General features: G+C 72.6%; 13 protein-coding genes. 5 read left to right on the top strand and 8 right to left on the bottom strand.

Annotated features, from left to right (window positions below; all coding sequences use genetic code 11):
• Window positions 1–32 precede the first annotated feature (32 nt).
• Window positions 33–1,610: a citramalate synthase gene (cimA, locus tag ABD823_RS06545; RefSeq protein ID WP_344856929.1), complete on the bottom strand. Its 1,578-nt coding sequence runs from the start codon at window positions 1,608–1,610 to the stop codon at window positions 33–35.
• Window positions 1,611–1,887: 277 nt separating this feature from the next.
• Here cimA and ABD823_RS06540 point away from each other — a divergent pair, with 277 nt between their 5' ends.
• A complete protein-coding gene (locus ABD823_RS06540; protein ID WP_344856928.1) occupies window positions 1,888–2,541 on the top strand; it encodes an O-methyltransferase in 654 nt (217 codons plus the stop codon).
• 56 nt (window positions 2,542–2,597) lie between these two features.
• Here the strand turns inward: ABD823_RS06540 and ABD823_RS06535 are convergent, their stop codons facing one another.
• The 3 genes from ABD823_RS06535 to serA form a co-directional block, all read right to left on the bottom strand.
• Window positions 2,598–3,692 (bottom strand): branched-chain amino acid aminotransferase, encoded by a 1,095-nt coding sequence (locus ABD823_RS06535; protein ID WP_344856927.1) that lies wholly within the window; start codon window positions 3,690–3,692, stop codon window positions 2,598–2,600.
• A gap of 181 nt (window positions 3,693–3,873) precedes the next feature.
• Window positions 3,874–4,920 carry a 3-isopropylmalate dehydrogenase gene (locus ABD823_RS06530; protein ID WP_344856925.1) on the bottom strand — a complete coding sequence of 349 codons (1,047 nt, stop codon included), beginning with the start codon at window positions 4,918–4,920 and terminating at the stop codon, window positions 3,874–3,876.
• A 653-nt stretch (window positions 4,921–5,573) separates the two neighbouring features.
• Entirely contained in the window at window positions 5,574–7,163 is a 1,590-nt protein-coding gene (gene serA, locus ABD823_RS06525; RefSeq protein ID WP_344856923.1) for a phosphoglycerate dehydrogenase, read from the bottom strand.
• Window positions 7,164–7,445: 282 nt separating this feature from the next.
• Between serA and ABD823_RS06520 the strand changes: the two genes are divergently transcribed.
• Complete coding sequence (locus tag ABD823_RS06520) at window positions 7,446–8,372, top strand: hypothetical protein (RefSeq protein WP_344856921.1); 927 nt, start codon at window positions 7,446–7,448, stop codon at window positions 8,370–8,372.
• Between the two features lie 331 nt (window positions 8,373–8,703).
• On the top strand, window positions 8,704–9,456 hold the full coding sequence (locus tag ABD823_RS06515) for a class I SAM-dependent methyltransferase (protein ID WP_344856919.1): 753 nt from the start codon (window positions 8,704–8,706) through the stop codon (window positions 9,454–9,456).
• Window positions 9,457–9,509: 53 nt separating this feature from the next.
• Here the strand turns inward: ABD823_RS06515 and ABD823_RS06510 are convergent, their stop codons facing one another.
• The 3 genes from ABD823_RS06510 to ABD823_RS06500 are packed head-to-tail and all read right to left on the bottom strand — an operon-like array spanning window position 9,510 to window position 13,512.
• A complete protein-coding gene (locus tag ABD823_RS06510) occupies window positions 9,510–12,236 on the bottom strand; it encodes an FtsX-like permease family protein (protein WP_344856917.1) in 2,727 nt (908 codons plus the stop codon).
• Window positions 12,233–12,934, bottom strand: a complete 702-nt coding sequence (locus ABD823_RS06505; RefSeq protein WP_344856915.1) for an ABC transporter ATP-binding protein — start codon at window positions 12,932–12,934, stop codon at window positions 12,233–12,235. Before ABD823_RS06505 ends, ABD823_RS06510 begins: the two co-directional genes overlap by 4 nt.
• Window positions 12,934–13,512 carry a PadR family transcriptional regulator gene (locus tag ABD823_RS06500; RefSeq protein ID WP_344856914.1) on the bottom strand — a complete coding sequence of 193 codons (579 nt, stop codon included), beginning with the start codon at window positions 13,510–13,512 and terminating at the stop codon, window positions 12,934–12,936. The genes ABD823_RS06505 and ABD823_RS06500 overlap by 1 nt, the downstream gene beginning before the upstream one ends.
• Before the next feature lie 97 nt (window positions 13,513–13,609).
• Here ABD823_RS06500 and ABD823_RS06495 point away from each other — a divergent pair, with 97 nt between their 5' ends.
• Window positions 13,610–14,155, top strand: coding sequence for an FHA domain-containing protein (locus tag ABD823_RS06495; RefSeq protein WP_344856912.1), 546 nt, complete (start codon window positions 13,610–13,612; stop codon window positions 14,153–14,155).
• On the opposite strand, the gene ABD823_RS06490 is transcribed toward ABD823_RS06495, so the two are convergent.
• The gene (locus ABD823_RS06490; RefSeq protein WP_344856910.1) at window positions 14,136–15,482 is read right to left on the bottom strand and encodes an MFS transporter; all 1,347 of its coding nucleotides are present in this window, start codon (window positions 15,480–15,482) and stop codon (window positions 14,136–14,138) included. The two genes, ABD823_RS06495 and ABD823_RS06490, sit on opposite strands and share 20 nt — an antisense overlap.
• A gap of 228 nt (window positions 15,483–15,710) precedes the next feature.
• On the opposite strand from ABD823_RS06490, the gene ABD823_RS06485 reads away from it, so the two are divergent.
• Entirely contained in the window at window positions 15,711–16,232 is a 522-nt protein-coding gene (locus ABD823_RS06485; RefSeq protein WP_344856909.1) for a CAP domain-containing protein, read from the top strand.
• Window positions 16,233–16,484 lie beyond the last annotated feature (252 nt).

Here is a 16,484-nt window from a genome sequence, read left to right as displayed (position 1 = left end):
CCGCGCCGTAGCGGCCCCGCCCGGCGGGCTCCTCAGTCCGTGGCGTGCCCGGCACGCAGCAGGCCGTAGGTGACGGCCTGCTCCAGCGCCTGCCAGGACGCCTCGATGACGTTCTCGGCGACGCCCACCGTGGCCCACTCGCCCGCCGCGTCGCTGGAGGTGATCAGCACCCGGGTGATCGCGTCGGTGCCGTGGGTCCCCTCCAGGATGCGCACCTTGAAGTCGACCAGCTCGACCGCCGCCAGGTCCGGGTAGAGCCGCTCCAGCGCGGCCCGCACCGCCTTGTCCAGCGCGTTGACCGGGCCGTTCCCCTCGCCGGTGGCGACGATCCGCTCGCCCTTGGCGTGCAGCTTGACCGTGGCCTCGCTGACCAGCTCGCCGCCGCGCGTCCGCTCGACGATCACCCGCCAGGACTCGACCTCGAAGTGGCGGCGGCGCTCGCCCGCGACGGTGTCGCGCAGCAGCAGCTCGAAGGAGGCGTCGGCGGCCTCGAAGGTGTAGCCGCGCGACTCCATGTCCTTGACCCGCTCCACCAGGTCGCGCGCGGTCTCCGCCGGCAGCTCGTAGCCCAGCTCCCGGCCCTTGAGCTCGACCGAGGCCCGGCCGGCCATGTCGGAGACGAGCATGCGCATGTCGTTGCCGACCAGCGCCGGGTCGATGTGCTGGTAGAGGTTGGGGTCCACCTTGATGGCGCTGGCGTGCAGGCCGGCCTTGTGCGCGAAGGCCGAGACGCCGACGTAGGGCGCGTGGGAGTTCGGGGTGACGTTGGTGACCTCGGTGATCGCGTGCGCGATCCGGGTCATGTCGGCCAGCGCCTGCGGCGGCACGAGGTCGAAGCCCCGCTTGAGCTGGAGGTTGGCCACCACGGTGAACAGGTTGGCGTTGCCGGAGCGCTCGCCGTACCCGTTGGCGCAGCCCTGCACGTGCGTGGCGCCCGCCCGCACCGCGGCGAGGGTGTTGGCCACCGCGCAGCCGGTGTCGTCGTGGCAGTGGATGCCGATGCGGGCCCCGGTGCCGACCGCCTCGTGGACGATCTCGGCGAGCTCGTCGGGGAGCATGCCGCCGTTGGTGTCGCAGAGCGCGATCACCGAGGCGCCCGCCTCGGCGGCGGTGCGCAGCACCTCCAGCGCGTACGCCGGGTTGGAGGCGTAGCCGTCGAAGAAGTGCTCGGCGTCGAGGAAGACCCTCTGGCCCTCCGCACGCAGGTGGGAGACGGTGTCGCGGATCATCGCGAGGTTCTCCTCCAGCGTCGTGCGGAGGGCCAGCTCCACGTGCCGGTCGTGGCTCTTGGCGACGAGGGTCACGACCGGCGCGCCGGATTCGCGCAGTGCGGCCACCAGTGGGTCGTCGGCTGCCTTCACGCCGGCCCGGCGGGTCGCGCCGAACGCGGCGAGCTGCGCGTGCTTCAGGTCGAGCTCGGTCCGAGCCCGCCGGAAGAACTCGGTGTCCTTGGGGTTGGCGCCGGGCCAGCCGCCCTCGATGAACCCGACGCCCAGGCCGTCCAGGTGCCGCGCGATGGCCAGCTTGTCGGCCACGGTGAGGTTGAGGCCCTCCTGCTGCGCACCGTCGCGGAGCGTGGTGTCGTAGACGTGGAAGCGGTCGTCGGTCATCGGTGATCTCCTTCGCGGTGCGGTGTCGCCGCGCGCCCATTCGGCTCGGGAAAGCAAAAAGACCCCTCACGGACGTGAGAGGTCTGCGCGCCGGCGGTGTCCCTTTTCAGCCGGCGCGCCTGCCGATAATGAGCAGACCGTAGGACATGATGCTCTGCAGTCTGCCACATGCGACCGCCATCTGACACATCGATCTCGGGATCCGAGACGTACGGCACGGCCCCGCCGGGCAGGGGCCCCTCCGTGTAGATCGCCGGTGACCGGTGAGAATGGCGTGATGAAGGCGATTTATCTCGAACCGACCGTCGGGCAGTATCTGCTCGCGCACTCCGCCCGGCCGGACGAGCTGCTCGACGAGCTCGCCATGGAGACCCGCGAGCTCACGGGCGAGCGGGCGATCATGCAGATCACCCCGGCCCAGGGAGGGTTCCTCACGATGATCGCCCAGATCCGCGAGGCCCGGAACGCCGTGGAGGTGGGCACCTTCACCGGTTACTCCTCCATCTGCCTGGCCCGCGGCCTGGTGCCCGGGGGGAGGCTGACCTGCTTCGACATCAGCGAGGAGTGGACCACGGTGGCCCGGCGCTACTGGGAGAAGGCGGGGCTGGCCGACCGCATCGAGCTCCGCCTCGGCCCGGCCGCGATCCGGCTCCGGGAACTGCCCGCCGACCCGCCCGTCGACCTGGCGTTCATCGACGCCGACAAGCCGAACTACCCGGTCTACTACGAGATCCTGATGTCCCTGCTCGCCCCGGGCGGGGTGATCCTCGTCGACAACACCCTGGGCGGCGGCCGGGTCGCCCAGCCCAAGGACCGCGACGAGGGCGTGGAGGCGCTGCGCGACTTCAACGACATGGTCGCCTCCGATCCCCGGACCACCTCGATCATGCTCCCCATGGCCGACGGACTGACCATGATCCGGAAGCGCTGACGGGAGGGTGCCCGGCCCGGGGCCGCAGGCGTGCGCGGCCCGGGCCGGGACGCCGGTCAGCAGATCTTGTGGACCCAGCCGAACGGGTCGGGGCGGCTGCCGTACTGGATGCCGGTGAGCTCCTCGCGGATGCGCCGGGTGACCGGGCCGGGGGTGCCGTCGCCGATCGTCCAGGCGCGGTCGGCGCCCTTGACCGAGCCGACCGGGGTGACGACCGCGGCGGTGCCGCAGGCGAAGACCTCGGTGAGCTCGCCGGAGGCGCAGCCCTCCTGCCACTCCTCGATCGAGATGCGCCCCTCCTCGGCGGTCAGGCCGAGGCCGTCGGCCAACGCGAGGATCGAGTCGCGGGTGATGCCCGGAAGCAGCGTGCCGGTGAGCGCGGGCGTGAGCAGCCGGTCGCCGTAGACGAAGAACAGGTTCATCCCGCCCATCTCCTCGACGTAGCGGTGCTCGCCCGCGTCCAGCCAGACCACCTGGTCGCAGCCGTTCTCGACGGCCTGGCGCTGGGCCACGAAGGCCGCCGCGTAGTTCCCGCCGCACTTGGCGAAGCCGGTGCCGCCGGGCGCGGCCCGGGTGTACTCGGTGGACAGCCAGACCGAGACCGCCTTGCTCGCGCCGAAGTAGGCGGCGGCCGGGGAGGCGATCACCATGTACTTGTAGGTCTTGGACGGGTAGTTCACGCCGAGCGCGGGCTGCGTGGCGATCATGAAGGGGCGCAGGTAGAGGCTGTGGCCCGGCGTCGTCGGCACCCACTCCCGGTCGGTCTGGACCAGCAGCTCCAGCGACTCGACGAACGTCTCCTCGGGCAGCTCCGGCATGGCCATGCGCCGCGCGGAGGTGTTGAAGCGGGCGGCGTTGGCGTACGGCCGGAACGACACGATCGCCCCGCCCGGCTGCCGGTAGGCCTTCAGGCCCTCGAAGAGCTCCTGGGCGTAGTGGAAGACCGAGGTCGCCGGGTCCATGACGAGCGGGCCGTACGGCATGAGCCGGGCGTCGTGCCAGCCCTCGCCCTCGGTGTAGTCGATCGAGATCATGTGGTCGGTGAAGACCTGCCCGAACCCGGGGCTCTCCATTACCCGCTCGCGCTCTGCCGCGGTGCGCGCGTGGTCGGAGAGCTGCACATCGAAGCTGAGCTTCTGAGCGGTGGTCATGACGGAGATCCTTCTCTTTGTGATGGCTCTACCCTTTAGTCCATTCTGCGGTGGACTCGGGTAACGGGAAACTACTGCATCCGGGTGGGTGATCGGCAGGACCGCACCCGCCCGGATACGCGAAAGCGCCCGGCGGCTCTTGCGAGCCGCCGGGCGCGTCAGAGGTCGGGTGGGCGGCTTGTCAGCCGGCTACTCGGGCGGTGATGTCGTCGCCGATCTCCTGGGTGGTCCGGCCGCTCCAGCCGGTCTGCCGCTCGACCAGGTCGTCGGCGACGGCCTGCTCGACCCGGGCGGCGTCCTCGGCCAGGCCCAGGTGGTCCAGGAGCATGGCGACCGACAGGATGGTGGCGGTGGGGTCGGCCTTGCCCTGGCCCGCGATGTCCGGGGCGCTGCCGTGGACCGGCTCGAACATGCTGGGCGCGGTCCGGTCGGGGTTGACGTTGCCGCTGGCCGCCAGGCCGATGCCGCCGGCGATGGCCGCGCCGATGTCGGTGATGATGTCACCGAAGAGGTTGTCGGTGACGATCACGTCGAACCGCTGCGGCTGGTTGACGAAGAACATCGAGGCCGCGTCGATGTGGCAGTAGTCGGTCTCGACGTCGGGGTACTCCAGGCTGACCCGGTCGACCGTGCGGGCCCACAGGTCGCCCGCGTAGGTCAGCACGTTCGTCTTGTGGACCAGCGTCAGCTTCCTGCGGGGCCGGGAGAGCGCCTTGTCGAAGGCGTAGCGGACGACGCGCTCGACGCCGTAGGCGGTGTTCACCGACTCCTGGGTGGCGACCTCCTGCGGGGTGCCGCGGCGCAGCACGCCGCCGGCCCCGGCGTAGAGCCCCTCGGTGCCCTCGCGCACGACGATCATGTCGATGTCCTCCGGGCGGACCCCGCCGAGGGGGGTCTCCACGCCGGGGAAGAGCTTGACCGGGCGGAGGTTCACGTAGTGGTCGAGCTCGAAGCGGAGGCGGAGCAGCAGGTCGCGCTCCAGGACGCCCGGGGGCACACTGGGGTCGCCGACCGCGCCGAGCAGGATCGCGTCGTATCCGCGCAGCTCGTCCAGGACCACGTCCGGGAGGGTCTCACCGGTCTCGTGGTAGCGCTTGGCGCCGAGGTCGTAGGTGGTGGTCTCCACCTTCGTCCCGACCGCTTCGAGGACCTTCAGGCCCTCGGCCACGACTTCGGTCCCGATCCCGTCGCCGGGGATGACCGCCAGGCGGATGTTGCGCGAGTTCATGCAGGCACCTTACCGGTCCGTCCCGGTGGTCGGACACCGGTCTCAACTATTGGACAAATCAGCGGTTCGCAGGACGGATCCCCGCGAGGAGTGGCGGAGCGGACGATTCCGCCGGCGCAGGGCCGCTCCGGCGCCCCGGGGAGGCCCCGGCCGTCCGGCCCCGCGTCCGCCCGGGGGCCGGACGGCCGGCATCCGGTCAGCGGATGGGGGCGCCGCCGTTGTCGCGGCGGTCCAGAGCGGCCTGGAGGGCCTCGGCGGCCTCCTCCTTGGCGTCCTCGGGAGAGTTCCAGGGATACATGTCGTACATGGCGATTCTCATCTCGGTCGCACGGACATCGGAAACCATGGGGGGAGGCCGTCCGGGGACTCCGGTCGCGGACCCGGACCGGGCCTGGGGTCGCGGGTCCGGATCACGGACCGGCGACGGGGGGGCTTACCGACCGGCGCACGCCATCTCACCGCGGCGGGCTGCCGGCCTGCCCCTGTCAGGCCCCGCCGCGGCAGGTAATGAGTACGAGAACCTGGCGCATTTCCCCCCAGACTACCTGGTCGCCGGAGCGCCGTCTCGCCCGCCGTACGCAGTTCCCACATAGTGAGACGGCCGCCGCTCTCCCGTCCGGGAGAGCGGCGGCCGTCGTCCGGGCGGCGGGCGCCTACTCGGCGAGGTCGACCGAGCGGCCGCTCTCGGCGCCGATCTCACCGGCGATCTGCTCGACCACGTCGGCGGGGATCGCGGTGTCCACGGTCAGCGCGATGAGGGCCTTGCCGCCCTTGGCGTGCCGGGCCACCTGCATCGAGGCGATGTTGATGCCGTGGTCGCCGAGGATGCGGCCGACGACGCCGACGACGCCGGGGCGGTCGGAGTAGGTGAAGAACGACAGGTGGTCGGTCGGCTCGATCTCGATCTGGTAGCCGTTGACCTCGACGATCTTCGTGATCTGCCGCGGGCCGGACAGGGTGCCGGAGACGGAGACCGTACGGCCGTCGGCCAGCACGCCGCGGACGGTCACCACGTTGCGCCAGTCGGGGCTCTCGGCGCTGGTGACCAGCTCCACCTCCAGGCCGCGGTCCTTGGCCAGCAGCGGGGCGTTGACGTAGGTGACGGAGTCCTCGACCACGTCGGTGAAGACACCCTTGAGCGCGGCCAGCTCCAGCACGCGCACGTCCTGGGAGGCGATCTCGCCGCGGACCTCCACGTCGAGCTTGGTGGCGACCTCCCCGGCCAGGGCGGTGAAGACCCGGCCGAGCTTCTCGGCCAGCGGCAGGCCCGGCTTGACGTCCTCGGCGACGGCGCCGCCCTGGACGTTGACCGCGTCCGGCACGAACTCCCCGGCGAGGGCGAGCTTCACGCTCCGCGCCACCTGGGTGCCGGCCTTCTCCTGCGCCTCGTGGGTGGAGGCGCCCAGGTGCGGGGTGACGACGACCTGGTCCAGCTCGAACAGCGGGCTGTCGGTGACGGGCTCCTTGGGGAAGACGTCGATGCCCGCGCCGGCGACCCGGCCCTCCTTGATCGCCGCGTAGAGGGCGTTCTCGTCGATGATGCCGCCGCGGGCGACGTTGATCAGGCGCGCGGTCGGCTTGACGATGCGCAGCTCCTTGTCGCCGATGAGCCCGATGGTCTCCTTGGACTTCGGCAGGTGCACGGTGATGAAGTCGGCCTCGCGCAGGGCCTCCTCCAGCGAGACCAGGCGCACGCCCATCTGCGCGGCGCGGGCCGGCGGCAGGTAGGGGTCGTAGGCGATCAGCTCGACGCCGAACGGCTGCAGGCGCTGGGCGACGAGCTGGCCGATCTTGCCGAGGCCGAGGATCGCGACGACCTTCTCGTCGAGCTCCACGCCGGTGTACTTCGAGCGCTTCCACTCGCCGCCCTTGAGCGCGGCGTGCGCCTGGGGGACGTTGCGGGCGGAGGCGAGGATCAGCGCGACGGTGTGCTCGGCGGCGCTGGTGATGTTGGAGGTCGGGGCGTTGACGACCATGACGCCGGCCTTGGTCGCGGCCTCCACGTCCACGTTGTCCAGGCCGACGCCCGCGCGGGCGACGACGCGGAGCTTCGGCGCGTGCGCGATGGCCTCGGCGTCCACCTGCGTGGCGCTGCGCACGATGAGCGCGTCCACGTCGGCGAGGGCGGGCAGGAACTGGGCGCGGTCGGCGCCGTCGGTGTGGCGGACCTCGAAATCCGCGCCCAGGACCGCGAGACCGGCCTCGGAGAGTTCCTCTGCGACCAGTACGACGGGCTTGTTCACTGGTGGTTCCTTACGAGACGGGAAGGGCTGCACCGGACCTCACGCAGTCTATCTGCGCTTGTGAACGCGTTCACGAGTGTCCCGCGATCCGAGACAGAGATCACCCTCGGGAGCCACGCCGGGCGGCACCCCGCCCGCCGGACGGCGGTCTCGCTGTCCGGCGAACGGAGACTGGTACCCATCCCCGCGAATCTCATGCGTGGAACCTTCAACTTGGTATTGCTGCGATAAATCTTCACGATTACCCTCATAAGCCGTGGTCCTCTACCTATCGTTCGTCATATGAGCATCGGCAACCCCGCTCTCGGCGATGTGCTCGCGCAGCACGGCGGCCCGCACCGGCTGCTGGCGGCGCTTGCCGAAGGGGGACTCCTGGTCGCCGTGCGACCGGACCGCTCCGTCGTCCTGGGGACGACGCAGACCGGTGAGCGGGTGCTGCTCGGCTACACCTCGGCGAGCACCTACGCACGGCATCGCGGCAGTCACTCCCTGTCGGCCTGCGACGCCGACACCATCCTCGACATCCAGCGCGTCACCGGCGTGCGGGAGATCGTGATCGACGCCGCCGGCCCCACCGCGGCGGCCGTACCGATCGAGGACCTCCAGCGCTACCTGCGCTCGACCCGCAGCGGCCCGGCCCCGGCGATGTCCGGCACCGCCCCGACCGCGTACGCGACCGGGGCCATGGCCACCGTCGCCCGCGCCTCGGCGGTCAGCCCGGTGAGCCCCGCCGGCCCGATGGGCCCCCCGGGCGACCCGTTCCCGGCCGCCCGCCCGGCACCGCCGAGCCCGCACCCGGCCCCGGTGCCCACCGCCTCCGCCCAGCCGTGGATCCCCGCCCCGCGCCCCCACCTGTCGGGGCCGATGCAGATGGTCGACCCCGGCTACAAGCGGTGCACCCACCCGATCCTGCCCGCGCTGCGCGTGGCGATCGCGCACCTCCTGGCCGACTTCCCGCTCGTCCACCACGTGTGGATCTCCGAGGCCCGGACCGCCTCCGGCGCGCCCGGGATCATGCTGCACGTCAAGGTGCACATGTCGGCGGCCGAGGACGTGGTCCGGGACCTGCACCGGGGGGTGCGCGCCCGGCTGCCGCAGCTGGCGGCGAGCGGGGCGCCGATCCTCATGGCCAGGGTCGCCGACTCGCGCAGCGAGCAGCGCATGATCGAGATCGGCGCCCACGTGGTCTGCGCCGACGTACGGGACTGACCGCGGAGCGCCGGGGCAGGTGACCGCCGGACCGGCGGCACCCGCCGGCGGCGCCGAGGACGTCACGGGCGGCCGTGTCCCGGGATCCCACCGGCTCCCGGAACACGGCCGCCCCGGCCGCGCTTGGCCGTCTACGTCCTGGAAACGCCCGGCTCAGCGCTGACGGCCCCGGCCGGAGCGGTTCTGGTAACCATGCCGTGGCGGATCTGGCCGTGCGGTGGTCCGGCGGGCGCGGTGCGCTCCCGGCCGGTCAGGCCGCCGTCCCCGCGGTGATCATCCTCACCGCGGCGCCGACGACCTGCAAGCACCGGCTCGCGGAGGTTTCCGGAAGATGACCCGCTCGAACCCGATCCATCAGCTCCGCTATGCCGTACGGCATCCGGACCGGATCGTCCCCCACGTCAAGAGACTGGCCAGGGACACCTGGTTCCGGCTCCGTACCAGCGACCACATCGGCTACTACCGGGCCGTCATGAAGTCGGACACCGCGCGCAACCCCGAGGCCGCGGTGGGCAGCAAGACACACGAGCGCTGGCTCGCCCTCGGCCAGATGCAGTTCGACTACCTGGTCAAGCACGGCCTGCGTCCCGAGCACCGGATGCTGGAGATCGGCTGCGGCAACCTGCGCGCCGGCCGCCTGTTCATCGACTACCTCGACACCGGCGGCTACTACGGCATCGACATCTCCCCCGACATCCTCGTCGCCGCCCAGAAGACCCTCGTCACCTACGGCCTGCGCGACAAGCTGCCCCACCTGACCCCGGTGCTGGACCTGAGGCTGGAGTTCCTGCCCGACGCGCACTTCGACGTGGTGCACGCGCACAGCGTCTTCTCCCACTCCCCGCTGCACGTGATCGAGGAGTGCTTCGCCCACGTGGGCCGCGTCATGCGGCCCGGCGGCTGGTTCGACTTCACCTTCGACCGGACCGAGGGGCGCGAGCACCAGGTGCTGCGCGAGGACTTCTACTACCGGACCGAGACGCTGGTGGACCTGGCCGCGAAGTACGGCCTGACCGCCAAGTTCATGGACGACTGGGAGGAGCTCCCGCACAAGCAGTCCAAGATCCGCATCACCCTGCCGTAGGCCGCAGGCGTCCGGCCCGCCCTCCGGCGTCCGGAGGGCGGGCCGGGCCGTGCTCAGGTGATCCGGCGGGTGAGCGTCACCTTCGTGCGGACGGACACCGCGGCGACCAGTGCCGCCAGCAGGGGCAGGCCGAGGCCGACCGGCAGGAAGATCTGCCACGGAACGGCGAGGACGATCCCCTGTGTGCTCTCGATCGGCACCCCGTTGAGCGCCACCTCCTTCACCCGGTTCACGTGGGCGTTGCGCTGGATCGCCAGGGCGAAGCCGGGGACCAGTCCGACGAGCAGACCGAGCGGAGTGCCGAACCCGGCGACGAACAGCGCCTGGCCCGCCGCGACCAGCCGCCGGGTCCGCGGCCGCGCCCCGACCGCGGAGAGCGTGGCCAGGTCGGGCCGGGCGTCGGCGAGGGCGAGGCCGGAAGCGGTGAACGTGCCGCCGAGCACCACCACCGAGGCCACCGCCGCCATGATCCACAGATCGGAGGTCCCGCCGGGCGGGTTCGTGAGGACACCCCGTTCCGTACGGACCGCGACGTCGGGGGTGACGGCCCGCACCGGAGCGTCGAACCGCCGCTCCTGCTCCGGGGTCAGCCGGGCGACCGCCGGATCCACGATGAGATGGTTCAGCCTGACCTTCAGCCCGGTCCCCTCCCACGCGGAGAGCGGTGCCACGCCGAGGACCGCGGTGGGTTCCCGGACGGTGACCGCCGTGGCGGGCAGGGAGACCCGCTCCGGCCCTTCCAGACCGGACAGTCCCCGGGCCCAGAGGTGGAGCCGGATCCGCCCGCCGCGGACCGCCGCCGGATTGAAGATCACGGCTTTCCCCTCCGCCAGTGCCGCCTCGGCCGCGGGGTCGGACCGGCCCAGTAGGAAGCGGAGCAGGTCGGGCCCTCCCGCCGGGAGCTCGCCGAGCGGGCCCACCGTGGTCGTGCAGCCGTTGCAGCGGCCGTCGATCTGGCTGAGGCCGACGACCCGGCCGGCGGCGTCGACCGGCTTGTACGCCTCCACCAGCGGCACCCCGGGGATCGCCTGCTCGACGATCGGACGGATCTTCTTCCAGGACTCCTCGGTGACGTCGTCGCCGTGGACGACCGTGGTGCCCATCGGATAGGCCGCCCGGTGGCCCTCCGCGTAGAAACGCTGGGTGGTGACGGCGGCCGCCCCGACCGTGCTGAAGGCGGCCGCCGCGGCCATGACCGCGACCACGGCGGGAGCCGTGCGGCCCCGGTTGCGGACGGCGTCGCGGACGGCCAGCCGGAGCGGGAGCGGGAGCCGGCCCGCGAGCCCGCCCGCCAGCTTGACCAGCGACGGGGCGAGCATGACCAGCCCGAGCAGGCCGAGCACCGCGCCGCCGAAGACCCACTCGGTCTCCGCCCGGGCCCCGTGGACCGTCATCCCCGTCCCCGCCGCCGTCAGGAGCAGCCCGAGCAGGGGCCACCCGGCCCGGTCCCGCGGCCGGGGCGGCCGGCCGGCGAGCACCGCCGCCGGGCTCGTCCGCCCCGCCTGCACGGCGGGCACCACCGCCGCCGCCACCGCGCTGAGCACGCCGAGCCCCACGGTCAGCGCGACCGGTCCGACGGGTACCTCGAACGGCCCCAGCCGGCCGTCCGGCCAGGCGCCGACGGCGGACGCGGCCGCCCCGGCCGCGCCGACGCCGAGCAGGGCGCCGAGCACGGAACCGGCCGCTCCCAGGGTCAGCCCGTCGGCCAGCACGACCAGCTTGAGGTGGCGGGCCGAGGCGCCCTGGGAGGCCAGGAGCGCCAGCTCGCGGCGGCGGCGGCGCAGGCCGACGGCGAAGGCGGGTCCGGCCAGCAGCGCGACCTCGATCACGATCAGGGCCACCACCAGGCCCGCGTACACGAGCTCGTCCGTGCGGGCGCCGTCCCGGAAGTCGGCGAGGGCGTCCCGCGACCCGTCACCGGCCGGGGGCGGATCCTCCAAGACCGCGCGCGAGAGCACGGCCAGCCCCTCCCGGTTGAGCCGGAGCGTCTCCTCCCAGGTGACCGGCCCCGGCGCGTCCAGCAGCCAGAACCGCATGGCCCCGGCGTCGGCGGGGATCAGGCTGCCGGGCAGGCCGACGATCGTCCGGCCGTACTCGTGGGGTTGCTCCCGCACGATGCCCACCACCCGCTTGGGCACGTCGTCGCGGGTGCGGCGGTAGCGGAGGGTCGCGCCGATCCCGGCCTTCACCGAGGCGGTGACCACGACCTCGTCGGCGCTGCCCGGATAACGCCCGGAGAGCAGCGGGAACATGCCCTCCGTCATCGGGTCCCGCAGGTCGACCTCGCGGACCACCGCCTCGCCGTAGGCGGAACCCCGCCGGTACTCGCCGGGTTCCTCGCTCATCGGGATCACCCGGCTGCCCGGCCCGGCCAGGGCCTGGACCTCCGCCCGGCTCCGAGGCGACCGGGGCGGCTCCTGGCTGCGGGGCACCCACGACAGGCCGGTCTCGCCCTGCCGGACCGGCCCCGCCTCCCGGGTGTCCTCCAGCCGGGCGTCGGCCGAGCCGAGCCGCATGGGCAGCCGCTCGAGCGGGGTGAGGTCCTCGGTGGCCCGCCAGGTGAGCATGACGGTGACCGCGAGGACCGGCAGGCCGACCATCACCATGATGAGAGCGCTGCGGCCCCTGGCCCGCAGGGCGTCCCTGCGGGAGATGCGCAGGGCGGCGAGGAGGGCCGCCAGCGGGGAGCGGGCGCCTCCGCGGCCCGCGGGACGGCGTTCCCCGGCGCCGTCCGCGCGCCCGGCCGCCGGGTCCGCCCGCACCGTCCGGCCGGCGCTCATCGGGCGCTCTCCAGGGCGGAGGCGGTGGAGTCGGCGATCTCGCCGTCGCGCAGGAAGACGACCCGGTCGGCCCAGGCGGCGTAGCGGGGCTCGTGGGTGACCAGCAGCGCGGCCGCGCCGGCGTCGCAGCGGGCGCGGAGCAGGCCGAGGATCTCGTCCCCGGTGGGGGTGTCCAGCGCGCCGGTGGGCTCGTCGGCCAGGATCAGCCGCCGCTCGCCGACCAGGGCGCGGGCGATGGCGATCCGCTGCCGCTGGCCGCCGGAGAGCTCGTCGGGGAAGCGGCCGGGCTCGGTGATCCCGACCTCGGCCAGGATCTCCAGCGCCTCGCGCCGGGCCTGCCCCGCCCGGACGCCGTCCAGCTCGCGGGGGAGCATGACGTTCTCGGCGGCGGTCAGCGACGGGATCAGGTTGAGGTCCTGGAAGACGTAGCCCACGTGCCTGCGGCGGAGCGCGGCCAGTTCCTTCGCCGCCAGGCCGGCCAGCGGCACCCCTTCGACCGTCACCGTGCCGGAGGTGGGCGCGTCCAGCCCGCCGGCCACGTTGAGCAGCGTGGACTTGCCGGACCCGGACGGTCCCATCACCGCCACCAGCTCCCCGGCGGCCGCCTCCAGGCTCACCCCGCGCAGGGCGTGCACGGCCTGCGGCCCGTCGCCGTGGACGCGGGTCACGTCCGCCAGCCGTACGACCGGATCACTCATCAGAACTCCTCGTGCGGGGAGGTCCCGTCCCCCTGCTGCGGGGAAGGGGGCGCCTCCGGCGTCTCCTGGGTGCGGGAGGAGGCCGCGAGCACGGCCTCGCAGTGGTCGAGCCAGCGCTGCTCCGCCTCGGACTGGAAGATCAGCGAGTCGAGCACCAGCCGCTGGGCGGGCTCCGCCTCGCTCGCCCTCCTGGCCCGGGTGAGCTCCTGCAGCGTGCGCATGGTCGCGGTGCGCTGGGCCCGGATGACCGGGCGCACGTCCGCGCCGGCCGCGACCGCCATCGCGAGCTTGATGACCAGCTCGTCCCGGGGCCGGTCGGACTGGGCGACGGGGGTGCGCAGCCATCGCTCCGTCTCGGCCCGACCGGCCTCGGTGATCGTGTAGACGACCCTGCCCTGCGCGTCCTGCTCGCCGGCGGTCACCAGGCCGTCACGCTCCAGGCGCGAGAGCGTCGTGTAGACCTGGCCGATGTTGAGCGGCCAGATCGCCCCGGTGGACGCCTCGAACTCGGTGCGCAGCTGGTAGCCGTAGCGGGGGCCCCGGCTCAGCAGGACGAGCAGTCCCTGTCGGATCGCCATGGATACCGAGTATGCATACTCGGTATGGTCACGGCAACCGGCGTGGAGGATCCGCATATTCTGGACAGGAATCGGGGTTGGGACCGATACTCGAGGGATGAGCTCGACGCATCCCCCGGCCCGCGCGTCCGACGGGGACCGTGAGCGTGCGATCAGCGAGCTCCGGGACCGCGCGGTCGAGGGGCGCCTGTCGCACGACACGTTCCTCGGCCGCGTCGACATGGCCCTGCGCGCCCGCAACCAGGGCGAGCTGGAGCACCTGGTCGCCGACCTGCCGCAACGCGGGCGGTTCCGCCGCATGGTGACCGAGGTCGTCTCCTCGATCTCCGACTTCACCACGCGGGTGGAGTCCGCCTGGCGCCGTCCCCGGCTGCCCAAGCTGGCCCTGCCCGGCGACGCCCGCACCCGCTACGTGGTGGGCCGCGGCTCGGCCTGCGACCTGGTCCTGGCCGACCTGACCGTCTCCCGGATCCACGCCGAGCTCCGCCGCGACGCCGACGACTGGATCCTCGTCGATCTCGGCTCGCTCAACGGCACCCGGCTGAACGACTGGCGGCTGGTCGGGCCGGCCAGGGTCCGGCCCGGTGACGTGATCTCCTTCGGAGACTGCGCGTTCGTGGTGGTCACGCCCCAGCCGACCTGAGCTCCTCCTCGCTCAACCGGTAGCGCCAGGTCAGCACCGCACTGAATGCGGCGACGAGTGCGGGGACCAGCGTGCCGCCGTACAGCACGGCCCGGACCGCAGCCTCGGGCTGCTCCACCGGCGCGCCCGCGCCCGACTCCACGAAGCCCGCCGCGCCCAGCAGCCAGCCGAACACCAGCGCGCCGAACGCGAAGACCACGGTCTCGGCCGCCGTCCACAGGCCGGTGAACACCCCGGCGCGGTTCCTGCCGGTGACCGCCGCGTCGTGGGCGATCACGTCGGAGAGCATGGAGAACTGCAGGAGCTGCAGGCCCGCGTAGCCGACGCCGATGACGAGCACGCACGCGTGCGCGTAGACCGGTCCGAACTCCTGCGTCAGCACCAGCGCGACGGCGCCGGCCGTGTACAGCACCGAGGCCAGGATCATCGCCCCGCGCTTGTCGTAGCGCCGCGACAGGGCCACCCACCCGGGCATCGTCACCAGCACCGGCCCGACGATGCACAGCAGGAGCGTGCTGGTGGCACCGGAGTCCCCCAGCGTGTAGGTCGCCAGGTACGGCGCGCCGGCCAGCAGCGTCCCGGCGGCGAACATCTGCGCGCAGCTCAGGGCGAGCAGCAGCAGGAACGGCCGGTTCGTGCGGGCCGCGGCGAACTGCGCCCGCAGCGACGGTTCGGCCTCGGCCCGGATGACCACCGGGGCGCGGGCCGTGCCGAAGAAGGCGGTCAGCATCGACACGAGCAGCGCCCCTGCGACGACCAGCCCCATGAGCCGGTAGCCGGACGCCTCCGTGCCCGCGATCGCGGGCGCGACGGAGCCGGACAGCAGGATCGCCAGGCCGACGAAGACCATCTTCCACTGCAGGATCGCCGAGCGCTCGTGGTAGTCGGCGGTCATCTCGGCCGGCATCGCCTTGTAGGGAACCTCGTAGAAGGCGTAGGCCGTGGCGGTGAGCAGGTAGCAGACCGTGACGTAGGCCGCGGCGGGCAGGCCGGTGAGCGGCGGGCCCGCGAACGTCGCCGCGAAGGCCGGCGGCAGGGTGAGCGCGCCCAGCAGCATCCAGGGGCGCCGGGCGCCGAACCGGGAGACCGTCCGGTCGGAGCGCTGGCCGACCCAGGGGTTGATGACGACGTCCCAGACCTTGGGGAGGAAGGCGACCAGGCCCGCGATCCAGGCGGGGACGGCGAGCACGTTGGTCATGTAGAACAGCAGCAGCAGGCCCGGGACGGTGCCGAAGGTGGCGGTGCAGACCGAGCCGACACCGTAGCCGAAGCGCACGCCGCGCGGCACGGTGAGGGAGGGGGGTACGGGCGCCCGTGTGATCACCATCACATTGAACCGCGCCAAGCACCCGCTCGGTAGGCCCACGGAGGCCCTGCTTCCGCGCCGCCGCACGGTGACCGCGAGCCGCACCCCATCTGCCATGAATATCCATCTTTGACGGCATAGATCCCTATATGTCGTTTTGTCGGAAAATTCGCCGAACATCCTGTTCAGTCCGGGCGAAATGAGGGATTTATCCGGTTTGGACCATCTCCCTGAGGATGGAGGACCGACATGCGCAGATCGCTGGGAGCACTCGCGTGCATCGGAACCCTGGCCGCGCTGGGCACTCCCGCCCTCGCCACCGGAACCTCGGCGGCCCCCCGGGCCGCCTCCCCCGCCCCGGCCGCGACGAGCGGCGTGGGGACGGCCGAGGAGAACGAGGTGGTGCGGCTGACCAACGCCCAGCGCCAGAGGGGCGGCTGCCGCGCGCTCACCCACGACCCCTACCTCCGCAAGGCCGCCTACGGCCACTCGCGCGACATGGCCGTCAACAACTACTTCAGCCACACCTCCAAGGACGGCAGGACCGTCATCGACCGCATCAGAGCGGCCGGCTTCACCGGGGCGCGGCGCTGGGCGGAGAACATCGCCTGGGGCCAGCAGACCCCCTCCGCCGTGGTCAACGCCTGGATGAACAGCTCGGGCCACCGGGCCAACATCATGAACTGCGCCTACACCCACATCGGCGTCGGCATGGCCAAGAACAGCAGCGGCAGGCCGTACTGGACCCAGAACTTCGCGGCCCGGCAGTGAGCCGGGCGCGGGCGCTCCGGAAGGGACCGGTCCCTTCCGGAGCGCCCGCCGGACCGGGACGTGCGGGCCCGCGGCGGAGATCCGCCGCGGGCCCGGACGCCTCCGTCCGGCCTCGAGCGCCAAAAATTTTCCGATGATCGTCCTGATGGTTCCGGACACGCCGAGATCCGGAATACGCCTGGTCGGAAACGGTCCAACGGTCACCCCTAGACGCACCAGAGGCCCCTTCGGTTTACCGACAGCTCAAGCTTT

This window comes from Planomonospora alba (assembly GCF_039534085.1).
Lineage (GTDB): Bacteria > Actinomycetota > Actinomycetes > Streptosporangiales > Streptosporangiaceae > Planomonospora_B > Planomonospora_B alba.
Note: the sequence above shows the minus strand (reverse complement) of the source record. Positions and strands in the feature narration are given on the sequence as shown.